A 23,798-nucleotide genomic window follows, 5' to 3' on the forward strand; every position below is an offset into this window, starting at 1 on the left:
GCGCCGCGTGGAGGCGAGTGGCCGGAAGGTTGCCGGAGCCAGGCAGGGGCCCGAAAGCCCCGGCTGCGTGCCCGTCGGGACGGCGTGTCAGATCACGGCGAGCCGGTCCACCAGCAGCTCCAGCCTCTGCTCGGCGTCCTCGGGCAGCAGGCGGCTCGTCCGGGTCAGGGTCGCCAGGCCGTGCAGAGCCGACCAGAACACCTCGGTGAACAGCCCGGGGTGGACGCCGTCGCCGGCGACCTCGGTGAGGGACTCGAGCAGGGCGGCGAAGGCGTCCTTCAGCTGCTCGGGGGTGTCCTCCTGTGCGTATGCCAGGCCGCCGTCGAGCTGGAACAGGGCGTCGTAGACCGCCGGGTGACGCTCGGCGAAGTCGAGGTAGGCGCGGGCGAGGGCGGCGACCCGCTCGCGTGGGCCGTCCGTGGCGGAGGTCGCGGCCCGCAGCGCCGCGGCCATCTCGGTGGCGCCCTCCAGGGCGACGGCGCCGATGATCTCGCGCTTGCCGCGGAAGTGGCTGTAGAGGACGGGCTGGCTGTACTCGATGCGCTCGGCGAGCCGGCGGGTGGTGACCGCGTCCCAGCCCTGCTGCTCGGCGAGTTCGCGGGCTGTCGCCACGATGAGGCGCTCGCGCTCAGCCCGTTCGCGTTCCTTGCGTTCCTTCACTGACATGAATTGATCCTAGCACCGCTAGACAAGCGAGCGTGAGAAGCTCTAGCGTTGCCTCATCATCTAGCGGCGCTAGTTCACGGAGGATTCGTCATGCTCGACACGCTCCAGGTCGTCACCACCGTCGTCGTCGGCCTGATGGTGGGGGTGGAGTTCTCCGTCGCCTTCATCATGAACCGGATCCTGGACGCGCTTCCCGAGGACAGCGGCCAGCTCGGCCACGCCCACGGCGGCCGGATGCTCGGCACCCTGATGCCCTTCTGGTACATGGGCTCGCTCGTCCTCATCGCGATCTGGGCCGTCGCCGGAAGGCGCCACGAGGGCACCGGACTCGTCGTCACGGCCGCCGGACTCCTGATCCTCAGCGTGGTCATGTCGATCCTGCTGCTCGTCCCGATCAACAACCGGAACAAGGCCTGGACCCCCGAGAACCGGCCCGCCGACTGGAAGGAGCAGCTGCAGCGCTGGAGCCGCTACCACTACATCCGCGTCGCCGTCATCGTCGCCGCGTTCACCCTTCTGGTCGCCGCCCTCGTCTGACGCCACCGCTGAGCGGCGGGCACTGCTCCAGGAGGAGCGGATCGTCCGGACGTCTGCGAGCAGGACCGTGCCACGCTGCGTGCCCCCGACCGGCGAGATGGGGCGGGCTCGGAGCGAGCGCAGTCGTACCGGTAGTCGTCGGGTCGGCACCAGCCGGAGGGACGGCGACACGGACGGTCTCCCGCCGAAGGCCTCCAGAACCGTCCGGGCACCGCCGCGGCAGTGGTGCCCTGGCGGGAATTCCGGAAGAACAAGGGTTTTCCCCAATACCCAAAGGGCCACACCGGCAGCAGTGTGGGCGAAGCCGTACCCGGCGGACAAGGGAAGGCGACCCTGTCGATGAACCCCACCACGACGTTGCCCGATACCGGTCGAAGAGTGATCACCGCCTCCATGCAGTTCTCGGGCGGCGCGGCCGGCGGACGGGACGCGCGCAGGGCCACCGGATCGTTTCTCCGACGTCACGATGTCTCGGAGGAGTGCGGGGATTCGGTGCTGCTGGTCGTGTCCGAGCTCGTCACCAATGCCATTCGGCACGCCGGTGGGTCGTTCACGCTGAGAGTGATGCTCTCGGCCCACTGCGTCGAGGTCGCCGTCTCCGACAGCGACCCGACGCCACCCCGAGCCCGTGTTCCGGACCTGCTCGACGGGACGGGCGGATTCGGCTCCGGCATCGTGGCCCGGCTGGCACGAGAGGTCACCATCTGCCCCTGCCCTGAGGGCAAGACCCTGCACGTCGTCATCGACCGCCGGACGCCACCCACTGCCGACGACTGAATGTGGCGTCCCCTTCCTGCCCTGACTGCCTCGCTCAGCCCGGGTACGGGAGATCGGCCTCCGACGTGCCCGCCGGCCTCGTGTGCGCGGTTGCGTTCGGGGTGCCGATCCGCAGCTGCCACGGGTGCGGGCTGTCGGAGGTCACGTGCAGGCGGTCGCCCTGGCGACGCAGCTCGAAGCGGGCAGTCTCACCGGTGCCGTCGGTGCCGGGAATCACGACGGTGCGCTCGGCTCCGTCGGCGAAGGCGTGGACGCCGTGGACGCCCGACAGCCTCGTGGCCGGCTACCGCAGCGTCTACGGCGATTTCCTCCAGAAGCTGCGCGCGGTACGGGGCCGGGCGACCATCGTGGCAGTCGGCGCCGGCCAGTACGCCGGCCACGTCCAGCAGGTGGTCAAGGCGCGCAACGACGGCGGCGACAACGGGGTCCGCTACTGGTTCCTCGAGGACTCGGGCCCGGACTTCCTCGGCTGGGACTGGCACTACTCGGCCCATGACGACCGACTCGTCGCCGAACGGCTCACCTCGTTCGTCGCCGGCCTTCCGACGGGCTGGTGACGGCTCGCGGGCTCGGGCCGGTCGAGGCGGGAGAAGGTGCGCGGACGGCCGGGGTGGGCGGGTTCAGCGCGGGGCGAACTGGACGCGGGTCGGCTGGGCGACATCCGGCAGGAGCGCGATCCCTTCGACCGTCAGCCGTTCCCCGTAGATGTCGGTGATCCTGATCGAGCTTCCGCATCCTCCACCGTCGGTGGAGAGGAAGTAGTTGTACGCGGTACGCGGCAGCTGTCGCCACCCCAGTGTGGTGCGGACTTCCAGCCGGTCGACCGGGTTGCGGTGGTCGATCACTTGGAGGCCGCACCAGTGAGGGTTGGACCCGGTCTTGTACCGGATGGAGAGCGGGCCGAGCGTGCCGGGGCTCAGCAGGTTCCAGGTGACCGGGAGCCTGCCGACCTTGAGGTCCGCCAGCTTGGCGAATGCCTGCTCGCTGAGGTCGAGTTGTCCGGGCGCGCAGGGCAGCGGGCATTCGTTGGTGATCCGGACCGTGATCGAGGCGCCGTTGGAGGCACGGACGAGCACGTACGCACCGCAGGCCCTGGACGTCTCGTAGTCGGCGGTGTTCATCGCCGCGATCATGAGGTCGTCGCTCGGCCCGAACAGGCAGGCGCCGTCGCCATCCGCGGCTTTGTAGGCGGTCGCGACACCCTTGTAGGGGGTGTGGGGCTGGATGCGTCCGGTCCGCGGGGCCGCCCGGCCGGTCGTCCGCGGGCTGACCGTCGGCGAGGGCTTCGGTGCCGTGGTGGTGGTGGTGGTGCTCGGGCTCGGGGCCCGGGTCGAGGCGGGGGCCGGGGCCGCCTGTGCGTGGGAGGCGCTGGTCGGGGTTGCGGAACCGGTCGAGGGAGCAGCCGTGGGAGCGGTCGTGGACGCCGCTTCGGTGCCGACGACGGGGGCCACGGTCGTGGCCGCCCCCGCATCGGTCGTGGGGCCGGGGCGCAGCGCCACCACCAGGCAGATGAGGGCGCCCGCGGCGGTCAGCACCGCCATCGTGCTCCACATCGGACCGTGTCCGTGCTTGCGCCTGTGCCTGCGCTGCCGGTTTTCCTGCCTTGCTGTCTGCATGTGCGCCGTCCGGAGGATCGAGTCGTTGGTGCACTGCCTGGTTGCCGCCGGAGGCGAAAAGGTTGCCGGAGAGATCTACCGGGCCGAGCTGTCGCGCGGGGCCGGACCGGCGGTCCGGATGCCGCGTGGTGACGCCCCGAGTTCGCGGCGGCAGGCCTTGTTGAACGCCTGGAGGTCGGGGACGCCGACCGAGGCGGCGACGGCGGGGATGGAGAGCGTGGTGGCCCGCAGGAAATGGCGTGCGCGTTCCATCCGGCGCGCCCGGATGTAACCGACGACGGTTTCCCCGGTGGCGGCGCGGAAGAGCCGGGTCAGGTGGTTGTGGGAGACGCCGGCCGCCTTCGCGATCTCCGGCACCGTCAGGGGCTCCGTCAGCCGCGCTTCGATCAGGGCCGTCGCGGCCGTCACCGCCGGATGAACGGCCCGGGCGCTCTGCTCCCGCAGGGGGCGAGCCGTGCGATCCGCCACAGGGCGCATGCCGGGCTCGGGCCCGATCCGAACGACACCCCCTAGCCGCGGGCCTCCTCGGCCGCGGCGATCTCGGTCGCCGTCGCCCGCCGGCCCGCCTGGACCTGCTGGAGTCGCTTGATCGTGGCGGCCAGCACGTCATGGGCGTCCGTGGGGTCCCCGCCCGCGTCCTCGACGCGGACCCGGGCGACGACGGTGCCGGACCGGCTGTAGCCGTATACCGTGCCGCTCGATCCGCTGTGCGCGAGGAAGACCGATTCCTCTCCCAGCCGCCGGGGCATCTTGACCGGAGCCGTCTCGTCCTTGTCCAGCCACCGGTCGTACGCGGTCTTCGCGTGGGCGGCGTTGTCGAACTGGCAGACGTCCAGGTCGATCCCACGCGAGACGGTCGATCCCCGGTAGTCGTAGTCGCCGCTGCCCGCCCGCTGCCAACCGGCCGGCGCGGGAGCGTCCGAGAGGGCGCAGTCGTCGGGCTCCCCGGGCATGCTCTTGTGCAGGCTGCCCGGGTAGTAGCCGGGGACCACGTCCTCGGCGTCGGGAACGGCCTGGGTGAGTTCGCCTCGGCTGAGCTGTCTGGTCAGCGGAACGTCGGTGTCGTCCTTGAAGGGCTGCGGCTCGCCGGTTCCGCTCGCGGACGGCGCCCCGGCGGGCGGCGACGGTGCGCCCTCCGGCGCCGTCTCCGCCGAGCAGGCGGAAAGAGCGAGGCATGCCAGAAGAGCTGTGGATATCGCGAGGTGACTGCGTGTCATGTGATCAACATAGCCTCGGCCCCGCCCCGCTCACCGACCGACCGGCGCCGGGCGGACGACCAGGTCCGGGCCTGGTGCCGGTACGCCCGCCTCGGCCTTATCGGCAGGACACCGCTAGGGACTATTGCGGAAGGCACTGCTGGGCAGTTGAGTCCTGTGGGTCGGTACAGTCGCGTGCATGCTGAAGCCAGTGCTGCGTGCAGTTGAAGCGGGCGGTCGTACCGTGGACGATCCGACCGAGGAGGCTCTGCACGACCTGCTGTCCGAGATGAACCTGTCGCACCGGTTTGTGATCCTGGAAAGACTCGATCTGGAGCCTGTGGATCAGCACTACATTCAGGTGTACCTGAACGACGACCTCAGCTACCAGGTCGAGTACCGCGAAGGCAGTGCAGACAAGCACTACCAGGCCCACGTTCCAAGGCTCCATGAAGTGTTCGGCCCGGAAGAGTCGACCGCCAAGGTGATGATGGGCTGGGCTCACGATCGACAGGGATGGCGGGAGGCGTTGCCGTGGACCCCGATGCCTTTTCAGTGAAGGACTACAGCCACTCGTTGATCGCCGCGACCAGGACTGTCGCCTCGCGGCCGTAGCCGCGCGCAGCGACCTGGTCGCCGGGGTCGTCGGCTGGACCGAGGTGCAGGGCGAGCCCGACCCCCGCTGGCTCGTGCGCCCGGACGCACTGCGCGGCCTGACCGCGATCGCCGAGGCGGGACTCGTCTACGACCTCGTGGTGAAGCCGCACCAACTCGATGCCGCCGTCGAGGCCGCGCAGCGCCTGCCCGGCCTCACCTTCGTCCTCGACCACCTCGGCAAGCCGCCCATGGCGTCCGGCGAACTCGCCCTCTGGGCGGAGCAGGCCAGGCGCCTCGCCGCGCCCCCGACACCGTCGGCAAACTCTCGGGCCTGGTCACCGAGGCCGACTGGGACTCCTGGACGGTCGATGACCTGAGGCCGTACGCCGACACGGTCCTGGACGCCTTCGGACCCGGACGGTTGATGTTCGGCTCCGACTGGCCCGTGTGCCGGCTCGCCGCCACCTACGCCGACGTCCTCGCCGCCGCCGACCTGACCGCCGGGCTCGGCGCGGCCGGGCACGGCGACGTCTTCACCGGCACGGCCGTGCGTACCTACGGCCTGACCCTCACGGCACCTCCGGTCCCGCCGTAGCACCGCGCGCAGAACCGGAACCTGACCGGGATCGGCCGAGCGCGCCCGGGACCCGGTCGGGCACGACCCCTTGACGGCCCCGGCGCAGCCTCCCTACTGTCACGCCAGCATTTCGAACGCATGACGAAATCTCGAACGCGAAGGGGTCAACTGCTGTGCGGATCACGGGAATCAGCACGCACGTCGTCGGAACACCGTGGCGCAACCTGACCTACGTCCTGGTCCACACCGACGAGGGGCTGACCGGGGTCGGCGAGACCCGGATGCTGGGGCACACCGACGCTCTCCTCGGATATCTGCGCGAGGCCGAGGCCAACCACGTCCGCGGCTCGGACCCGTTCGCCGTCGAAGACCTCGTACGACGCATGAAGTACGGGGACTTCGGCCGGGCCGGGGAGATCGTGATGTCCGGGATCGCGGTCGTGGAGATGGCCTGCTGGGACATCAAGGGCAAGGCGCTCGGGGTTCCTGTCTGGCAGCTGCTCGGCGGGAAGGTGACCGACCGGGTGAAGGCCTACGCGAACGGGTGGTACACGACCGAACGCACTCCGGAGGCGTACCACAAGGCCGCCCGGGGCGTGGTCGAGCGCGGCTACCGTGCCCTGAAGATCGACCCCTTCGGCAACGGCCACTACGAGCTCGACCACGAGCGGAGCCGGTACGCGATCTCGCTCGTCGAGGCCGTGAGGGACGCCATCGGACCCGACACCGAGCTGATGCTGGAGATGCACGGCCGCTTCTCTCCCGCCACCGCGGTGCGCCTGGCCCGCGAACTCGCGCCGTTCCGGCCGGCCTGGCTGGAGGAGCCGGTGCCGCCGGAGAACCTCAAGGCCCTGAAGAAGGTGGCCGACAAGGTGGACATGCCGATCGCCACCGGTGAACGGATCCACGACAGGATCGAGTTCCGCGAACTGTTCGAGAACCAGGCCGTGGACATCCTTCAGCCGGACGTCGGCCACATCGGCGGCATCTGGGAGACCCGCAAGCTGGCCGCCACCGCCGAGACCCACTACATGATGGTGGCTCCGCACAACGTCGGCGGCCCGGTGCTCACCGCCGCCTCCCTCCAGGTGGGCTTCACCACCCCCAACTTCAAGGTCCTGGAGCACTTCAACGACTTCGCGGACGCCGAGATCAAGAAGGTGGTCAAGGGCGCTCCGCAGGTGGACCCGGAGACGGGCTGCTTCCACCTCTCCGAGGCGCCGGGCCTCGGCGTCGAGCTCGACGTGGACGCGGCGGCCGAGTTCCCGCAGCAGCAGGCCCGGTTCGACCTGTGGTCCGAGGGCTGGGAGCGGCGCCGCCCGCAGGGGACCTGATGAGTGGCGAGCTCCTCGTCGTCGAGGCGCCGGGCGCGTTCCGATCCGACCTGTATCCAGATTTCCGAACACTGTCCGATATCTCGAACGCGAAGGACAAGCTGTGACCGACGCTTCCGCTCCGACCGCCCGCCGGCCCGCCGAGCAGGCGCTCGCCGCGCTCGGACTGGGGGCGCCCGCCCCGGACCCCGCCGACGCCTCGCCGCACTCCTTCCCCGGTGGGGGCCGCTGGCGTACCGAGATCCCGTCCTGTGAGGGCCCCGAGGCGCTGGCCGTCGTCCTGGACGAGGCCGAGCGGCTCGACGTGCCGGTGCACCGGATCAGCCAGGGCAGTGGCGTGTGGATGCTGACCGACTCCGAGATCACCGAGATGGTCGCCGCCGCCGACGAACGCGCCATAGAGCTCTGCCTGTTCACCGGCCCTCGCGGAACATGGGACATCGGTGGCTCCGTGCGCACCGACTCGCGGGGGGCCGGACTGCGGGCGCGCGGCCACGACGCCGTCGCCGGGTGCGTCGAAGACGCCATACGTGCCACGGAGTTGGGCGTGAAGTGCCTGCTCGTCGCCGACGAGGGCGTGCTGTGGACGCTGCACCGGGCCAGGGCCCGAGGCGTCATCCCGGCCGACACCACGCTCAAGGTGTCCGCGCTGATCGGCCCGGTCAACCCCGCCTCGTACGCGGTGTACGAACGGCTCGGCGCCGACTCGATCAACGTGCCCAGTGACCTGACGCTGGATCACCTCACCGGTATCCGGCGGGTGTCCGCCGCCCCCATGGACATGTACATCGAGGCCCCCGACGACCTCGGTGGCTACGTGCGGATGTACGAGGTCGCCGAGCTGATCCGGCGCGGCGCACCGCTCTACCTGAAGTTCGGCCTGTCCAAGGCGCCCGGGATCTATCCGTACGGCACGCATCTGCGGACCCTCGCCCTGGACACCGCCCGGGAGCGGGTGCGGCGGGGCCGCCTCGCCCTGGACCTGCTCGCCCGGCACGGCGCGGACGGCGCGATGGCGCCGCTCGGCTCCCGGCTGCCGGGGCTCCTGAATCGCTTCGATCTCAACGACGAGAAGAACGAGGACTGATGACCATGCGTGACCGCAGAGCCGTCGTGACCGGCGCCCTGGCCGTGACCGCCTCCCTCGCGCTCGCTGCCTGCGGGCAGAACGCCGAGGGCGGAGGCAAGGACGCCTCGGGTGGCGCCGAGGGTGCCACCATCGGCATCGCCATGCCGACCCAGTCTTCCGAGCGGTGGATCGCCGACGGCAAGAACGTCGTCAAGAACCTGGAGGCGAAGGGGTACAAGACCAAGCTGGTCTTCGGCGAGGACGACCCGGACCAGCAGGTCGCCCAGATCGAGAACCTGATCACGCAGGGCGTGAAGGCCCTCGTCGTCGCCGCGATCGACAACAAGTCCCTGAACAACGTGCTCCAGCAGGCCGCCGACGCAGACATCCCGGTCATCGCCTACGACCGGCTGATCCTCGGCACGAAGAACGTCGACTACTACGCCTCCTTCGACAACACGAAGGTCGGAGAGCTCCAGGCCACGTACATCGTCGAGAAGCTCGGCCTGAAGGACGGCTCGAAGAAGGGCCCGCTCCGCATCGAGCTGTTCGCCGGCTCCAACGACGACAACAACACCCAGTACTTCTTCAACGGCGCGATGAGCGTGCTGAATCCGTACATCGAGAAGAAGCAGCTCGTGGTCGGCTCGGGCCAGACGGCGCTCAACCAGGTCACCACCCTGCGCTGGGACGGTGGCACCGCGCAGAAGCGGATGGACGACATCCTCACCTCCGCGTACAAGACCGAGCGGGTCGACGCGGTGCTCTCCCCGTACGACGGCATCTCCATCGGCATCCTGTCCGCGCTCAAGTCCGACGACTACGGCTCGAAGTCCAAGCCGCTGCCGGTGGTCACCGGCCAGGACGCGGAGCTCGCGTCGGTGAAGTCGATCATCGCGAGCGAGCAGACCCAGACCGTCTACAAGGACACCCGGGAGCTCGCGAAGGTCGCCGCGAACATGGTGGACGCGGTGCTGCACGACAAGAAGCCCGAGGTCAACGACGACAAGACGTACGACAACGGCAGCAAGGTCGTCCCCGCCTACCTGCTCCAGCCGGTGAGCGTCGACAAGGCCAACTACCAGCAGGTGTTGGTCGGCGGCGGCTACTACACCGCCGCGGACCTGAAGTAGCCGGGGGGAGGCGACCATGACGGGACCCGTCCTGGAGATGCGTGCGATCGGCAAGACCTTCCCCGGAGTCCGGGCGCTGTCGGACGTCACGCTGACGGTCCGCCGGGGCGAGGTCCACGCCCTCTGCGGCGAGAACGGCGCCGGCAAGTCGACCCTGATGAAAGTCCTCTCCGGCGTGCACCCGCACGGAAGTTACGAGGGGGAGATCCTCTTCGAGGGGGCCGCCTGCGGCTTCCGGGACATCCGGGCGAGCGAACGGCACGGCATCGTGATCATCCACCAGGAGCTGGCGCTGGTGCCGTACCTGTCCATCGCCGAGAACATCTTCCTCGGCAACGAACGCGCCTCGCGCGGGATCGTCAGCTGGAACGAGACGCTCAAGGAGGCGGCCCGGCTGATGCAGCGGGTCGGCCTCGACGAGCACCCGCAGACCCGCGTCGCGGACATCGGCGTCGGCAAGCAGCAGCTCGTGGAGATCGCCAAGGCGCTGTCGAAGGAGGTGAAGCTGCTCGTCCTGGACGAGCCGACCGCCGCTCTCAACGACGAGGACAGCAGCCAACTCCTGAACCTCATAATGGAGTTGAAGCAGCAAGGAATCACTTCGATCATCATTTCGCACAAGCTGGGCGAGATCCGGCGGGTCGCCGACACGGTGACGATCCTCCGGGACGGCCGGACCATCGAGACCCTCGACGTGACGGACCCGGCCACCAGCGAGGACCGCATCATCAGCGGCATGATCGGCCGGGACCTGGACCACCGCTTTCCCGAACGTACTCCGTACACGGGCGAGCCGGGCACCGCCCCGGCCCTGGAGATCCGCGACTGGACCGTGCTCCACCCGATCGACCGGCAGCGCAAGGTCGTCGACGGGGTCTCGCTGTCGGTCCGGCGTGGCGAGATAGTCGGCATCGCGGGCCTCATGGGCGCGGGCCGCACCGAGCTCGCGATGAGCGTCTTCGGCCGTTCGTACGGGCGGTACGGGGGCGGCACGGTCCTCAAGGACGGTGAGGTGATCCGCACCCGCAACGTCCCGGAGGCGGTCGCGCACGGCATCGCCTACGTCACCGAGGACCGCAAGCACTACGGCCTCAACCTCATCGACACCATCGGGCGGAACATCTCGCTCAGCGCACTCGGCAGGGTCGCCCGGCGCGGTGTGGTCGACGCCCACGAGGAGCGGCGGGTCGCCGAGGAGTTCCGTACCTCCATGAACATCAAGGCGCCCACCGTCTTCGAGCCGGTGGGCCGCCTGTCCGGCGGCAACCAGCAGAAGGTCGTCCTCAGCAAATGGATCTTCGTCGGTCCTGACGTGCTGATCCTGGACGAGCCGACCCGGGGCATCGACGTCGGAGCCAAGTACGAGATCTACATGGTGATCGACCAACTGGCCGCCGAAGGCAAGGCGGTGATCGTCATCTCCTCCGAACTGCCCGAACTGCTCGGCATGTGCGACCGGATCTACACCATGGCAGCGGGCCGGCTCACCGGCGAGGTGCCCCGCTCGGAGGCGACACAGGACGTGCTGATGCGCCACATGACCAAGGAAGACACGAGGGAGAACGACGATGAGCGCTGACGTCACGGCCGAGAAGCCGGTGTCCCGCCCGGCCGGGGGCACGGCCCGGCCGCTGCTCGACGGCATGCGCCGCAACATGCGCCAGTACGGCATGCTGATCGCCCTCGGCGTCATCGTGGCGCTGTTCGCGGTGTGGACCGGCGGCGACCTGCTGCTGCCGCGCAACGTGTCCAACCTGGTGCTGCAGAACAGCTACATCCTGATCCTCGCGATCGGCATGATGATCGTCATCGTGGCCGGCCACATCGACCTGTCCGTCGGCTCGATCACCGCGTTCGTCGGCGGCGTGGCGGCCGTACTGATGGTCCAGCACGACCTGCCATGGCCGGTCGCGGCGCTGCTCTGCCTCGCCATCGGCGCCGTGGCGGGCGCAGCCCAGGGACTGCTCATCGCGTACGCCGGGATGCCGTCGTTCATCGTCACGCTCGCCGGCATGCTGGTCTTCCGCGGCCTGACCGAGGTCTTCCTGGAGGGCCGGACCCTGGGTCCGTTCCCCGACAGCCTGCAGAAGCTCGCCAACGGCTTCCTGCCCGAGGTCGGCCCCGCCACGAACTACCACAACCTGACCTTGGTGCTCGGCTTCGTGCTGATCTCCGTCGTGATCCGCCAGGAGGTCCGCGAACGGCGCCGGCAGAGCGCGTACGCGCTGGAGATCCTGCCGGCGAAGCTGTTCGCGGTGAAGCTCGCCGCGCTGACGGCCTCGGTCCTGATCTTCACGCTGCTGCTCGCGAGCTACAAGGGCGCGCCGGTGGTGCTGCTGATCCTGGCGGTGCTTCTGGTCGGCTTCGGCTACCTGATGCGCAACGCGGTCATCGGCCGCCACGTGTACGCGATCGGTGGCAACCTGCCTGCGGCCAAGCTGTCCGGCGTGAGGGACCGGAAGGTCACCTTCCTGGTGTTCCTCAACATGGGCATGCTGGCGGCACTCGCCGGTCTGGTCTTCGCGGCCCGGTTCAACGCGGCCTCTCCGAAGGCCGGGCTCAACTTCGAACTGGAGGCCATCGCCGCCGCGTTCATCGGCGGCGCGTCGATGAGCGGCGGCGTCGGCACGGTGCTCGGCGCCATCATCGGTGGCCTGGTGCTCGGCGTGTTGAACAACGGCATGAACCTGGTCGGCATCGGCACCGACTGGCAGCAGGTCATCAAGGGTCTCGTGCTGCTGGCAGCGGTCGGCTTCGACGTGTGGAACAAGCGGCGGGTCGGCGCATAGCGGTACCCGGACGGCGAGGGGCGGCCTGTGGGAGGGCCGCCCCTCGTCATGTCCTCAGCCCCCGAAAAGAGGTTGGGGAAGACCCTGTCCCACGCCGGGCACGACGAGCAGGGAGCCGGACATCGGGTGCGGACGGTCCAGGCCGGTCCGTGCCGTCGTCACGTACAGGTCGGTGAGGCCCGGCCCGCCGAACGCGCAGGCCGTGGGCCGGCGTACGGGCAGCGGCAGGATCCGGTCGAGTGTCCCGGACGGCGTGTAGCGGCGCAGTGCCCCGCCGTCCCACAACGCCACCCACACACAGCCGTCGGCGTCGACGGTGAGCCCGTCGGGAAAGCCGGCGCCGTCCTCGATGACGGCCAAGGGGCGGCGGTTCACCGCGGCCGCGTTCGCGGGATCGACGTCGAAGACGTCGACGCGGCGGGTCGGCGAGTCGATGTAGTACATCCGCCGCCCGTCGGGGCTCCAGCCGGTGCCGTTGCTGACGGCGACATCGCCGAGGACCGGGTGGACCGTGCCGTCGGGCGCCACGCGGGACAGGGTGCCGCCGCGCGGAGCCTCGTCGTAGCGCATGGTGCCCGCCCACAGTGCCCCGTCGGGGGCCACGGCGGCGTCGTTGCCCCGGCGGCCGGGCACAGGCTCGTGGTGCAGCCAGCTGAAGGCCCCCAGGGCGTCGTAAATCCCCACGCCGTCACGGAGGTTGACGACGAGCCCGCCCTCCGTGCGCGGCTTGGCCGCGCCCACGTGCTGCTCGGTGGCGAGGACGGTGCGGCGCCCGGACGCCGGGTCGTACGTGTGCACCCGGGAGCTCAGGATGTCGACCCAGATCAGCCGCCCGGCGGCCGGATCCCAGGTAGGGCCCTCGCCGAGCGCGGCATGCTCTCGTACCGCGATCTCGATCATGCCGCTCCCCGGTGGCCGAGCCGCACGGAGAGCTCCTCGGCGCCCTTGACGGCCAGCTCCTCCAGCTCGGCGCGGCGCGCCTCGCTCCAGCGGATCATCGGCACGGAGATCGACAGGGCGGCGACCACCCGGCCGGACCGGTCGCGCACGGGGGCGGCCACGCAACTGACGTCCGGATTGGATTCGCGGCTCTCCAGGGCGATGCCGCGCCGCCGTACCTCGGCCAGCGCCGCGCGCAGCGCGGCCGGGTCGGTGACGCTGTCCGGGGTCATCGCGGCCAGTTCGGCGCCGTCGGGGATGCGGCCCGCCAGTTCCTCCTCGGGGAGCGAGGCCAGCAGCATCTTGCCGACGGACGTGCAGTGCGCGGGGAGGCGACGGCCGGCGGCCGAGACCATGCGCACGGCGTGTGTGGAGTCCACCTTGGCGATGTAGATGACGTCCGTACCCTCCAGGACGGCGACGTGCACCGTCTCGTCGCAGGTCCCGGCGACGGCGCGGGCCACCTGCCCGCCCTCGGCGGCGAGGTCGAGCTGCTCGGCGTACCGACTGCCGAGCTGGTACGGCCGCACGCCGAGCCGGTAGCGCCCGGGCTGCTCCGGGACCGGCACCAGGTACGAGCGGGCGGTCAGCGTGGTCACCAGCTCGTGGACCGTGGTGCGAGGCAGCCGGAGACGGCGCACGATCTCGGGGGTCGAGTACGTGCCGTCCCCGTCGAGGAAGAGCTCCAGGACGTCCAGGGCCCGGGCCACGGCAGGTACGAGACGTCCCACGCCCGCCCCCTCCTTCGTGTTCGACATATCAACAGCCGACCGGAATGACGGACACAGGCTACTGACCGACGCCACCCCTGTCAGGAGGTCATTCGAACACGTCGGGTCTTCAGGATGTCGCGCCGGTCACCGTGCCTCCCGACCTGGTCAGGTGGTACGTCGTGGTGGCGCCGCTCCAGAAGTGAAACGTGAGTTTCACGCGTGTGCCGCCCTTGACCGCCTTGAGGAAGGCGGGGGTGAGGCGGATGTTCTGCCGGGTGTGGTCCGGTGCGAAGGCGGTGTTGAACTGCTGGTACGGGGTCCGGCCGGTCGGGCCGGCGCTTCTGCCGTCCACGCGGGTACCGGGGCCGCGGCTGTGGGCCGTGCTGCATTCTCCTTGCGGCGCCGGCCGGGCCGGGCGGACGATTCCGCCCGGCCCGGCCGGCAGCGGATCAGGCGCAGGCGTTCCCGTTGAGCGCGAAGGCCGTGGGGGAGGGGTTGGTGCCGCTGTGCGTTCCCTGGACTCCGAAGCTCGCGGTCGCGCCGGGGGCGATCGTCCGGTTCCAGTCGGCGTTACGGGCACTGTGGGCGGTGCCGTTCTGGGTGACGGTCGCGTTCCAGGCGCTCGTGACGCGCTGGCCGGACGGGTAGGTCCAGGCCAGCTGCCATCCGTCCACGGCCGTCGGGCCGGTGTTCCCGACGGTGACCGTCGCGGTGAAGCCGGTGCTCCAGACGCTGTTCACCGTGTACGTCACCGCGCAGGCAGCGGTGGGCGGTTCCCCGCCGGTGGAGGTCCGCTCGGCGGCGTAGGCGGCGAGCCAGGCCAGCGGGGCGTTCCAGTTGACCGCCACCTCGTTGGTCGAGTACGAGCCGATGTCGTCGACGTAGCAGGCGGCGGGGGCGCAGCCGGTCAGCTTCTCCTCCGCCACGGGGTCCTGGAGCGCGCTGTTGGGGCCGCCCGCGAGCGAGCCGGCCGGCGGGTGGGGCAGCGAGGAGTCCAGCTGATGCGCCCAGAAGCGGTGGTGCTGGTTCTGCGCGGACGTCTCGCCGTAGCCGGTCACGTACGACAGACCGAGGGCGTTACGACCGAGCAGGTAGTCCATGGTCTCCAGCGCGCCGGCGCGGTAGCGCCCGTCGCCGGTCAGCTCCCCGGCGACGGCCATGACGACCGCGTCGTTGGCGACCTCGCCGTTGGAGCCCCAGAAGTACCCGTCCGCCGGGACGGGCACCGCGTACCCCTGGGCGGTCATCCTGGCGAGATAGCCGTCGGCGGCAGCGGTCACCGAGGAACGGACCCGGGCGACGTCGGTGGCCGGCAGCCCGGTGGGCGCCGTGGCCAGGACGAGCCGGCCGAGCGCGGCCGTGTCCGCCCAGCCGAAGCCGTAGGGGGTGAAGGCGGTGGCGGAGGTGTGCCAGGGCGAGGAGGTCACCGCGTCCCGGTAGGCGCCCTCACCGGTCGCCGCGTACAACTCGGCGGCCGCCCAGTAGAACTCGTCGGTGACCTGTGCGTCCCCGTAGGCACCGCCGCCCGTGCCGTCCGAATCCGGCGCGTACAGCGCCGGGTTCGCCTGCGCCGCGGTCCAGGCACGGCGGGCCGACGACAGGCAGCGGTCGGCGTACGCGGAGTCGTACGGCCGGAAGACCCGGGCGCACTGCGCTGCCGCCGCGGCGAGGTTGAGGGTCGCCGCCGTGGACGGGCGGTGCAGCTCGCGCGGCTGGGCGTCCTGTTCGGGGCGCATCGGCATACCGGTCCAGGCCGCGTCGTGGATCTTGTGGAACGCCATGCCCGCGTACTGCTTGTCCTCGGGCACCTGCATACGCATCAGGAAGTCGAGCTCCCACCGCGCCTCGTCGAGGACATCCGGCACGCCGTTGCCGCGCTCGGGTACGCGCAGGGTGGAGTCGCCCAGCGCCGCGTCCTTGCCCGTGCGCTTGGCGCGCTCGAAGGAGTTGACGACCAGCCAGGTGGATATGCCGCCGTTCACCACGTACTTGCCGTGGTCGCCCGCGTCGTACCAGCCGCCCCTGACGTCTTGGGTGTAGTCGCACACGGTGGCCTGGCAGGGGACGGAGGTGTCGCCCTTGTTGGGGGCGACGCCGAGGTGTCCGGCCGGGCGCGCGTAGGCGGAACCGACGAGGGAGGCATCGATGGAGATGCCGCTGCGCTGGTGGTGGAAGAACGCCATCGAGTCGGAGCGCAGCGTGTCGTAGAGGTCCGCGCGGATGTCGAAGGGGGCGCTGCCGCTGCCGTCCACCGCCAGGACGTATCCCGAGCCCGTGCTCCGGTACGAGGAGAAGTCGGCCACCTGGACGGACTGACCGGAGGGGGCGTCGGCGCCGTGCGGGACGGTCGAGCCCGAGGCGACCACCGCCCCGGACGCGTTCCGCAGCTGCCAGGCGAGCGGGCCCGTCGCCGTGGTGACGACGGTGGCGCGCTTGGGGCCGTCCGGCAGATAGCCGACCTGGTTGACCCGTACGGCCGTGGTCGCCGCCGCGGAGGCGGTGGCGCCCACGGCGGCCGGTGCGGTCGTGAGAACGCCGACGAGGAGGGTCCCGGCCAGCAGCGCGGTGGAGAGGCGTAGAGGGCGGCGTAACGTCGGATTGGTGCGGGGCATGAGCGGCTCCTGTGTGGCGTCGTGGTCGGTCGGCAGGGGGAGTCGGTCCGGGTGAGCAGGCCCATCCGCCGGGGCAGGCGGAGGCAGTCGCCCCAGGCGGCGGGGTCCATGCCCTGGCACATGGGGCGTGGGAGCGCTCCCAGGTGACGGAGTGTCGAGCACCGGTCGATAGGCCGGAGATCTCGAGCGCACAGTAACGACGCCTCTCGACACGGTCAACGGGCTCGACCGGAGCAGCGAGAAGTCGGCCACCAGCCCAGTGGGCGGGGCGCGAAGTCGCAGGGCGTGGCGTTCGGCTGGACGGTGCGGACGGCCCGTCCGCCACCACGGAAGGATCCGATCCTGGACGCCCAGCTCACGGAGGCGCTGTCCGCGGCCCTGCCACGACGGTGAAGTGGAGCTGAAGGAGTTCACCCGGCTCGGCGTGTACGCGGTACCCGCGAGCCTCGCCGCCGCCTCCGGGCGGCAGTTGCTCCAGGACGCCGCCGACCGTCTGGGCCGCCCCTGCGTCCGTACCGAGCGCACCGGGCGCGTCGAGCGCGAGGTCCTCGCCGCAGCCGACGGATGAGGCCTGCTGATCCTGGCCCGGTACGGCGACCGCACCCATCTCGGTCCGCACGGCCTCGGCCCCGCCGCACGCTTCGTCGTCGACCACGCCCCCTGACCGGCGCTGGTCGTCCGGCCCGAGCCGCCCCGGGCGCGGGGGCGAGCCGACTCCCCGGGCAGGGACTGAGCTCAGCGGTTGAGCGTCAGGCGCGGTGCCGCGTTGCGGGCGAGCGTGTGGGCCTGGGCGGGCCACCAGGTTCCGGCGGGCGGGTCGACGATGCCGTACTCGGGGTCGATGGTGCCCCCGGTGTTGCGTGTGCAGGAGCCGTCGGACTCACCGGGGATCTTGACCCACAGGTAGGCGTCGACGAGCGGGACGCCGGTGTCGGCGGTGGGACGCGGGCCGAGGCCACGGCCGGGCGCGTTGCACCAGATCTCCGGGTCCCCGCTGTACTTGCCGGGCTCCGGGGTCCAGGCGCCCAGACCGTTGCGGCTGGTGTCGATGACGAAGTGGTGCAGCGCGTCGGTGGGCGGGGTGCCCATGCTCTGGTCGAACCATGCGTCGGTCCAGCGCCAGGTGGCGGGATTCGCGGAGTCGACGGCGTTGCCGGGGGAGCCGTCGTTGGGTGCGGCGGGCGAGTAGTACTGCGTGGCGCACCAGTCGGTGTGGCCGCGCGCCTCCTCGGGTCCTTCGGTGGCGAACCACATGCACTTCGCGATCCAGGTGCCGTACCTGGCGTTGTGGTCGGTGGGGTGGGTGTTGGACACGTTGAGGGCGAAGCCGTCGCTGTACCGGACGCCGGCGTCCAGCAACCGCCGCGCCATGTCACCGACGGGCCGCCACAGGACGTTGCCCGCGTCCAGGTAGACCGCGGTGCGGGCCTTGGACTTGATGGTCCTGACGGCGTAGGCGAGATCGGCGATGCGGGTCGCCGTGAGTTCGCCGGTCGGGTCGACGGCCGGCCCGCAGTCCCTGGGGAGGAGGGCCAGGCCGTCGGGCTCGACCACGACGACCGCCCTGCTGTCGCCGATACCGGCGGCGAAGGCGTCGATCCACTGCCGGTAGGCGGCCGAGGACGCGGCTCCGCCGCTGGAGTACTGGGTGCAGTCCCGGCCCGGCACGTTGTAGGCGACCAGGACGGGGGTCCGGTTCACCGCCCGGGCCTCTCGGACGAGAGTTCTCACCTTGCCCCGCACCTCGTCGGGCGTGCCTTCGGTGAACCACTCGGCCTGCGGCCAGCTCGCGAGCTTGGCCATGTTCACGGCGTTCGCGAAGTCGCCCTCCCTGAGGTCGGCGAGAGCCTGCTCCGCGGCCTTGCTGTGCGGGTCCACGTAGAACCGGGTGGTCGGGGTGATCACGTCCCCGGAGGGCGCGGCCTGTGCCTGCCCCTGCGTCGCGGTGAGGGTGGCACAGGCCGCGAGCGCCGCGAGGACGGCGGTCGCACGGCGCCGTAGGCTGCGTGGCTTCATGAGGGCTCCTGGTCGAAGGATGGATGAGGGGCGGGGCTGCGGTGCCTGTGGCCCGGTCGCGGGGCGGCGGGAACCGGGCCACAGGAGTCAGGGGTCAGTAGCCGTAGATCATCTTGTAGGCGGCCTCGGGGAGGAACTGTCCGGCCGAGGATCCTGCTCCGACGCCGCAGTTGCCGTCGGACTCGCCCGGGGCCTTGATCCACAGGAGCATCTCCGCGCCGCCTCCCAGCCGGGTGGGGGTACCGATGCGGCGGCCCGCGGCGTTGCACCATTCGCCGTTGGAGCCGTTGCCGTTCCGGCTGGTGTCGACGACGAACGGCTTGGTGTAGCCGAAGCGGGCGGCCAGTTCGCTGTTGACCGCGTTGCCGTAGGCGGTGTTCTGCGCGGTGGTGTAGTAGTTGGAGATGTTGAGGGAGAAGCCGTGGGCCTGCCGGAGGCCGGCTTCGTGGAGGCGCTGGGCCATCGTCGCCGCGCTCACCCAGCCGGGGTTGCCGGCGTCGAGATAGACCCAGGTGTTGGGCGCTTGGCGGTTGAACTCGGCGAGCGCTCCGCTGATCATGCTCTGGCGTTCGCGGATCTGCGCCTGGTTCAGGCAGCCGTAGTCCGCGATGGAGTCCGGTTCGAGGACGACGGCGGCCGGGCGGCCGGCGATCCCGCCGGCGAACTGCGCGATCCAGGTCGCGTAGGCGGACGGGGAGGCGGCGCCGCCTCCGGAGTGCCCGCCGCACGTGTCGCGGTTGTAGATGTTGTAGGCGACGAGCACGGGCAGCTTGTCGGAGTGGTCCGCCGCCCCCACGTACGCACCGGTGGCCGTGCCGATGGTGCCGCTCCAGGAGCCGAACCAGCGGGCCATGGGGGTGTTGGCGAGCGATGCGTTGATCGCGGGCGCTCGGCCGTCACCAGGGTTGGCGGCGACCCACTGCTTCGCGCTGGAGTTCGGGTCCACGTAGAACCCGCTGGTCATGGTGGTCGGGTCCGCCGCGTGGGCGGACGGCGCGACGGCGAGCGCCAACGGCAGCGCGGAAAGGGCTGCCACGAGGGTGCGGATTCTGCGGCGCATGACGGTACCTCGGTTTCCTGACGGCGGACGCGTCGCGCGGTCTCTCGTCCGGAGCCCGCGACGCACTGAGGAAGTGCGGTGGTACGGCGTCCCCTTGCGGTGGTGGCACACGGGCGGGGACAGCAGGGACAACAGCTCGACTCGGACCTGCGGGGGATGCGTGGAAGCGCTCCCACTGGAAGCGGTTCCAGTGCATGCTCCGTATCCCTGGGGTGTGGCCGTATCGTGTGACGCACCGCCAGGCACTGTCAAGAGCCGTCATGTAACCCGCACTTCACATGGCGGCAAGAAGGCTTTACAGTCCTGGAACTGGAAGCGCTCCCAGTCTTCCATCAGTTCAGAGCGCGACAGGAAGGCAGATCATGGCTGAAGGTGTGCCACGCCGGCAGTCGACACTCGACGAAGTGGCCGAACTGGCCGGTGTCTCGCGGTCGGTGGCATCCCGCGTGCTCAACAACGCCCCGCACGTCAGCCGCGCCAAACGCGAGGCGGTCGAACGGGCCGTCCACCGGCTCGACTACGTACCGAATCCGACAGCCCGTGCGCTGGCGACACGTCAGACCGGCGCGGCGGCCCTGGTCGTCTCGGGTGAGGATCCGTCGATCTTCGCGGATCCGTTCTTCGCCCAGGTGATCGTGGGGGCCTCGGCCGCACTGGAAGACGCCGATCTGCATCTGATGTTGTGCCTGGCCGCCTCCGACCGCGGTCGCAGGAGAGTGGAGCAGCTTCTGAGGTCCAAGGGCGCCGACGGCGTGATGCTGATGGCGCTGCGCCAGGACGACCCGCTGGCCCACATGGCCCAGGAGGCGGAGATGCCCGTCGTGTTCGGCGGGCGCCCCATCGGTTTAGACCCCCGGTGGTACGTGGACGTCGACAACATCGGCGGAGCGCGTGCGGCGACCGAGCACCTGATCTCGGCCGGCCGGACCCGTGTGGCCACCATCTGCGGACGTCTGGACACCGAGGTCGGGCGCGCCCGGTACCGCGGCTACCGGGACGCCATGCTGGCGGCGGGCCTCGAACCGTACCCGCCGGAGGCCGGCGACTTCACCGAGTCCAGCGGAGCCGACGCCATGGCCGCCCTGCTGGCCGACCACCCCGACCTGGAAGGGGTGTTCGCCGCCAGTGACAACATGGCAGTCGGCGCGCTGCGCACGCTGCGCGAGGCCGGCCGGCCGGTCCCCGGTGACATCGCCGTGGTCGGCTTCGACGATCTTGCCGTGGCCCGGATATCCGACCCGCCGCTGACCACGGTCCACCAGCCCATAGAGGGTCTCGGACGGGAGATGGCGCGCATGCTCGTCGCGCTCATCAACGGACAGGCCCCCACCCCGCTGATCCTGCCCACGCGCCTGGTCGCCCGCGCCAGCGCCTGACGGGACACCCTGCGGTCGCCCCCTCGCGGTCGCCCCTGCGCTCATTCCTGCGCTATCCACTGCGTACGCCTCTGTGCGCATCCCTGCGCACACCCCTGCACTCACCCCTGTGCTCCCCCCCGCGAGCAGTGCCCTGTCGCCCCCTGCAGACGACCCTTGACAGGCCGTCAAAGGGGCGGCAGGGTTTCGATGCCATCTTTTGGGAGCGCTCCCAATCCGGGAAGCACGCCCCAGAACGTGTTCTGGCCCCGGCCTTCGAAGGCCGCCCCCTGAGCCGACCGCCGATGAGGCGAGGCTCTGCCCGGCGCACACCCCTCAACCCCGTTGACGTATCGAGGAGATGCCATGTCCCGCTCGTCCGTGCCGCGCGTCCGCACCCGCTCCGCCGTCCTCGCCTCCGCGGCCGTGGCCTTCACGCTCGCCCTCACCGGCTGCTCGTCCTCCGACACCGGGTCCGTCTCCGCCGACGGGAAGATCACCCTGACCGTCGGGACCTTCGGGACCTTCGGGTACAAGGAGGCCGGTCTGTACGACGCGTACATGAAGCAGCACCCCGGGATCACCATCAAGGAGAACCCGACGACCGTCGAGGGCAACTACTGGACCGCCCTGCAGACCCGGCTCTCCGGCGGAGGTCTCGACGACGTCCAGGCCCTCGAAGTCGGCCGCATCTCCCTGGCCACCTCCGAGGATCTCGCCGGCGCCTTCGCCGACCTGTCCGACGCCCCCGGCGTCGACAAGAAGGACTACCTGCCTTGGAAGTGGGACCAGGCCACCACCGCCGACGGCAAGACGATCGGCCTCGGCACCGACGTCGGTCCGATGGCCATCTGCTACCGCCAGGACCTGTTCAAGGCCGCGGGTCTGCCCTCCGACCCCGCCGCGGTCGGCAAGCTGTGGGCGGGCGACTGGGCGAAGTTCGTCGAGGCGGGCAAGCGGTACCAGGCCAAGGCGCCCCAGGGCACCTACTTCATGGACAGCGCCGGCGGACTGTTCAACGCCGTCGTCTCCAGCAGCCCCGTCCAGTACTACAAGGACGGCAAGCTCGCCTACAAGGACTCGGCCAGCGTCAAGACCGCCTGGGACCTGGCGGTCAAGGCCGTTCAGGGCAAGACCAGCCAGGGCCTGAAGATGTTCGACACCCCCTGGCAGACCGCGTTCTCCAAGTCCTCCTTCGCCACCACGGTCTGCCCCTCCTGGCAGCAGGCCAACATCCAGCAGTTCTCCGGCCCCGCCAACAAGGGCAAGTGGAACATCGCCCAGCCCCCGGCCGCCGGCAACTGGGGCGGCTCCTTCCTTGCAGTGCCCGCCTCCGGCAAGCACGTCGACGAGGCCAAGAAGCTCGTGGCCTGGCTCACCGCGCCCGAGCAGCAGGCGAAGGTCTTCCAGAAGGTCGGCAACATCCCCGCCAACCAGGCCGCCTACGACCTGCCGGGCGTCGTCGACTACAAGAACGCGTACATCGGCCCCGACGCCGCCACCGGCCGGATCTTCTCCACCGCCGCCCAGGCCATCAAGCCGGCCGAGACCGGCCCCCGCGCGGGCGACCTGACCGGGGCGTTCGGCACCGGCGTCCTGCTCATGGAGCAGAACGGCAAGAACCCGGAAGAGGCCTGGAACGCCACCGTGCGCCAGATCGACAGCACCATCCAGTAACCCTTCCCGCCCCTCCCCGGCCGCCGCCGCGGGGGAGGCGGCGGCCGGTCACCGGGGGACCGGCCGCCCCTTCCCCGTACCGACGCGACCGGCCGTGACCACCGAAGGAACCCGCCCGTGGCCTCCACGACCGCACCCAGCCGCAACGGCCCCGCAGGCCGGCAGGACACCCAGCCGCCCCCGGCCCGCCCCGCCGGACCCGTGGCCTGGCGCAGCCGCCTGCACCGCTGGGACACCAAGGGCACGCCGTACGCCCTCGTCGCGCCCTTCTTCCTCGTCTTCGCCGCCTTCGGCCTCTTCCCGCTGCTCTACACCGGGTGGCTCTCCTTCCACCGGGTGAGCCTCTACAACGTCGACCGCGCCGAGTGGGTAGGCCTGCGCAACTACACGGATCTGTTCACCGGCCAGGTCAGCCACTACTTCTGGAACGCCCTGCTCAACACCTTCACCCTGGGGGTGCTGTCCACCGTCCCCCAGCTGCTGATGGCGCTGGGCCTCGCCCACCTTCTCAACTACCGGCTCCGCGCCCGCGGATTCCTGCGCACGGCGCTGCTCGCTCCGTACGCGACGTCCGTCGCCGCCGCCACGCTCGTCTTCGCCCTGATCTTCAGCCCCGAGGGCGGCATGGCCAACTGGCTCCTCGGCCTGTTCGGCGCAGGGCCCGTGCACTGGGAGGCCGGCCGCTGGAGCTCGCAGTTCGCGATCTCCGTGATCGTCACCTGGCGCTGGACCGGCTACAACGCCCTCATCTACCTCGCGGCCATGCAGGCCGTGCCGCGCGAACTGTACGAGGCCGCCGCCCTGGACGGCGCCAGCCGGTGGCAGCAGTTCCTGCACGTCACCATCCCCGCCCTGCGCCCAACGATCCTGTTCACCGTGATCGTCTCGACCATCGGTGCCACCCAACTCTTCGGCGAGCCCTACCTGTTCGGCGGCCAGAGCGGCCACCAGGGCGGAACCGACCACCAGTACGAGACCCTCGGCATCCTCATGTACGACCAGGGATTCCACTCCAGCATGCTCGGGCGCGCCAGCGCGGTCGCCTGGATCATGTTCGGCCTGCTGCTGCTCATCGGGCTCGTCAACGCGCTGATCACCCGCCGCCTGCGCGGCTCCCAGTGACGTGGAGTACGAC

At 70.6% G+C, this 23,798-nt stretch carries 23 protein-coding genes and 2 pseudogenes; 14 read left to right on the plus strand and 11 right to left on the minus strand.

Annotation, left to right across the window (positions count from 1 at the left end; genetic code table 11):
* Positions 1-87: 87 nt before the first annotated feature.
* Positions 88-666, minus strand: a complete 579-nt coding sequence (locus tag DEJ46_RS35715) for a TetR/AcrR family transcriptional regulator (protein ID WP_150273076.1) — start codon at positions 664-666, stop codon at positions 88-90.
* 90 nt (positions 667-756) lie between these two features.
* Between DEJ46_RS35715 and DEJ46_RS35720 the strand changes: the two genes are divergently transcribed.
* Both DEJ46_RS35720 and DEJ46_RS35725 read left to right on the plus strand, forming a co-directional pair.
* The gene (locus tag DEJ46_RS35720; RefSeq protein ID WP_150273078.1) at positions 757-1,203 is read left to right on the plus strand and encodes a DUF1772 domain-containing protein; all 447 of its coding nucleotides are present in this window, start codon (positions 757-759) and stop codon (positions 1,201-1,203) included.
* Between the two features lie 222 nt (positions 1,204-1,425).
* Positions 1,426-1,980: an ATP-binding protein gene (locus DEJ46_RS35725; RefSeq protein ID WP_223835344.1), complete on the plus strand. Its 555-nt coding sequence runs from the start codon at positions 1,426-1,428 to the stop codon at positions 1,978-1,980.
* A 34-nt stretch (positions 1,981-2,014) separates the two neighbouring features.
* On the opposite strand, the gene DEJ46_RS35730 is transcribed toward DEJ46_RS35725, so the two are convergent.
* The gene (locus DEJ46_RS35730) at positions 2,015-2,197 is read right to left on the minus strand and encodes a hypothetical protein (protein WP_223835345.1); all 183 of its coding nucleotides are present in this window, start codon (positions 2,195-2,197) and stop codon (positions 2,015-2,017) included.
* A 4-nt stretch (positions 2,198-2,201) separates the two neighbouring features.
* Between DEJ46_RS35730 and DEJ46_RS35735 the strand changes: the two genes are divergently transcribed.
* On the plus strand, positions 2,202-2,537 hold the full coding sequence (locus tag DEJ46_RS35735) for a hypothetical protein (protein ID WP_223835346.1): 336 nt from the start codon (positions 2,202-2,204) through the stop codon (positions 2,535-2,537).
* Between the two features lie 63 nt (positions 2,538-2,600).
* Here the strand turns inward: DEJ46_RS35735 and DEJ46_RS35740 are convergent, their stop codons facing one another.
* The 3 genes from DEJ46_RS35740 to DEJ46_RS35750 form a co-directional block, all read right to left on the minus strand.
* On the minus strand, positions 2,601-3,521 hold the full coding sequence (locus DEJ46_RS35740; RefSeq protein ID WP_223835347.1) for an expansin EXLX1 family cellulose-binding protein: 921 nt from the start codon (positions 3,519-3,521) through the stop codon (positions 2,601-2,603).
* A gap of 150 nt (positions 3,522-3,671) precedes the next feature.
* Positions 3,672-4,064: a helix-turn-helix transcriptional regulator gene (locus DEJ46_RS35745; RefSeq protein WP_317852208.1), complete on the minus strand. Its 393-nt coding sequence runs from the start codon at positions 4,062-4,064 to the stop codon at positions 3,672-3,674.
* A gap of 41 nt (positions 4,065-4,105) precedes the next feature.
* Positions 4,106-4,813, minus strand: a complete 708-nt coding sequence (locus tag DEJ46_RS35750) for a hypothetical protein (protein ID WP_150273081.1) — start codon at positions 4,811-4,813, stop codon at positions 4,106-4,108.
* Between the two features lie 178 nt (positions 4,814-4,991).
* Here DEJ46_RS35750 and DEJ46_RS35755 point away from each other — a divergent pair, with 178 nt between their 5' ends.
* The 7 genes and pseudogenes from DEJ46_RS35755 (at position 4,992) to mmsB (ending at position 12,291) form a co-directional block, all read left to right on the plus strand.
* A complete protein-coding gene (locus DEJ46_RS35755; RefSeq protein ID WP_223835348.1) occupies positions 4,992-5,351 on the plus strand; it encodes a hypothetical protein in 360 nt (119 codons plus the stop codon).
* Between the two features lie 49 nt (positions 5,352-5,400).
* Positions 5,401-5,984 (plus strand): annotated as a pseudogene (locus tag DEJ46_RS35760) (amidohydrolase family protein); the annotation flags it as partial.
* A gap of 155 nt (positions 5,985-6,139) precedes the next feature.
* The gene (locus DEJ46_RS35765; protein WP_150273083.1) at positions 6,140-7,300 is read left to right on the plus strand and encodes a mandelate racemase/muconate lactonizing enzyme family protein; all 1,161 of its coding nucleotides are present in this window, start codon (positions 6,140-6,142) and stop codon (positions 7,298-7,300) included.
* Between the two features lie 103 nt (positions 7,301-7,403).
* Positions 7,404-8,387, plus strand: coding sequence for a hypothetical protein (locus DEJ46_RS35770; RefSeq protein ID WP_150273085.1), 984 nt, complete (start codon positions 7,404-7,406; stop codon positions 8,385-8,387).
* A 5-nt stretch (positions 8,388-8,392) separates the two neighbouring features.
* Entirely contained in the window at positions 8,393-9,502 is a 1,110-nt protein-coding gene (chvE, locus tag DEJ46_RS35775; RefSeq protein WP_190623064.1) for a multiple monosaccharide ABC transporter substrate-binding protein, read from the plus strand.
* 16 nt (positions 9,503-9,518) lie between these two features.
* On the plus strand, positions 9,519-11,081 hold the full coding sequence (gene mmsA / locus DEJ46_RS35780; RefSeq protein ID WP_150273090.1) for a multiple monosaccharide ABC transporter ATP-binding protein: 1,563 nt from the start codon (positions 9,519-9,521) through the stop codon (positions 11,079-11,081).
* Positions 11,071-12,291 carry a multiple monosaccharide ABC transporter permease gene (gene mmsB, locus DEJ46_RS35785; RefSeq protein WP_150273092.1) on the plus strand — a complete coding sequence of 407 codons (1,221 nt, stop codon included), beginning with the start codon at positions 11,071-11,073 and terminating at the stop codon, positions 12,289-12,291. The genes mmsA and mmsB overlap by 11 nt, the downstream gene beginning before the upstream one ends.
* A gap of 54 nt (positions 12,292-12,345) precedes the next feature.
* Here the strand turns inward: mmsB and DEJ46_RS35790 are convergent, their stop codons facing one another.
* The 4 genes from DEJ46_RS35790 to DEJ46_RS35805 form a co-directional block, all read right to left on the minus strand.
* Entirely contained in the window at positions 12,346-13,191 is an 846-nt protein-coding gene (locus DEJ46_RS35790; RefSeq protein WP_150273094.1) for an SMP-30/gluconolactonase/LRE family protein, read from the minus strand.
* On the minus strand, positions 13,188-13,961 hold the full coding sequence (locus DEJ46_RS35795) for an IclR family transcriptional regulator (RefSeq protein WP_150273096.1): 774 nt from the start codon (positions 13,959-13,961) through the stop codon (positions 13,188-13,190). The genes DEJ46_RS35790 and DEJ46_RS35795 overlap by 4 nt, the downstream gene beginning before the upstream one ends.
* A gap of 109 nt (positions 13,962-14,070) precedes the next feature.
* The gene (locus DEJ46_RS35800) at positions 14,071-14,295 is read right to left on the minus strand and encodes a hypothetical protein (RefSeq protein ID WP_223835349.1); all 225 of its coding nucleotides are present in this window, start codon (positions 14,293-14,295) and stop codon (positions 14,071-14,073) included.
* 97 nt (positions 14,296-14,392) lie between these two features.
* The gene (locus tag DEJ46_RS35805; protein ID WP_150273098.1) at positions 14,393-16,555 is read right to left on the minus strand and encodes a glycoside hydrolase family 9 protein; all 2,163 of its coding nucleotides are present in this window, start codon (positions 16,553-16,555) and stop codon (positions 14,393-14,395) included.
* Between the two features lie 445 nt (positions 16,556-17,000).
* Here DEJ46_RS35805 and DEJ46_RS35810 point away from each other — a divergent pair.
* Positions 17,001-17,216 (plus strand): annotated as a pseudogene (locus DEJ46_RS35810) (universal stress protein); the annotation flags it as partial.
* A 74-nt stretch (positions 17,217-17,290) separates the two neighbouring features.
* Here the strand turns inward: DEJ46_RS35810 and DEJ46_RS35815 are convergent.
* A complete protein-coding gene (locus tag DEJ46_RS35815; protein WP_150273100.1) occupies positions 17,291-18,571 on the minus strand; it encodes a glycoside hydrolase family 6 protein in 1,281 nt (426 codons plus the stop codon).
* Between the two features lie 94 nt (positions 18,572-18,665).
* A complete protein-coding gene (locus DEJ46_RS35820; protein WP_150273102.1) occupies positions 18,666-19,631 on the minus strand; it encodes a glycoside hydrolase family 6 protein in 966 nt (321 codons plus the stop codon).
* A gap of 362 nt (positions 19,632-19,993) precedes the next feature.
* On the opposite strand from DEJ46_RS35820, the gene DEJ46_RS35825 reads away from it, so the two are divergent.
* The 3 genes from DEJ46_RS35825 to DEJ46_RS35835 all read left to right on the plus strand — a co-directional run bounded on the left by DEJ46_RS35825 (position 19,994) and on the right by DEJ46_RS35835 (position 23,785).
* A complete protein-coding gene (locus DEJ46_RS35825) occupies positions 19,994-21,007 on the plus strand; it encodes a LacI family DNA-binding transcriptional regulator (protein ID WP_150273104.1) in 1,014 nt (337 codons plus the stop codon).
* Between the two features lie 345 nt (positions 21,008-21,352).
* A complete protein-coding gene (locus DEJ46_RS35830; protein WP_150273106.1) occupies positions 21,353-22,663 on the plus strand; it encodes an ABC transporter substrate-binding protein in 1,311 nt (436 codons plus the stop codon).
* A gap of 117 nt (positions 22,664-22,780) precedes the next feature.
* Positions 22,781-23,785, plus strand: coding sequence for a carbohydrate ABC transporter permease (locus DEJ46_RS35835; RefSeq protein ID WP_150273108.1), 1,005 nt, complete (start codon positions 22,781-22,783; stop codon positions 23,783-23,785).
* The last annotated feature ends 13 nt before the right edge of the window (positions 23,786-23,798 follow it).

The organism is Streptomyces venezuelae (assembly GCF_008642375.1).
Classification (GTDB): Bacteria; Actinomycetota; Actinomycetes; order Streptomycetales; family Streptomycetaceae; genus Streptomyces; species Streptomyces venezuelae_G.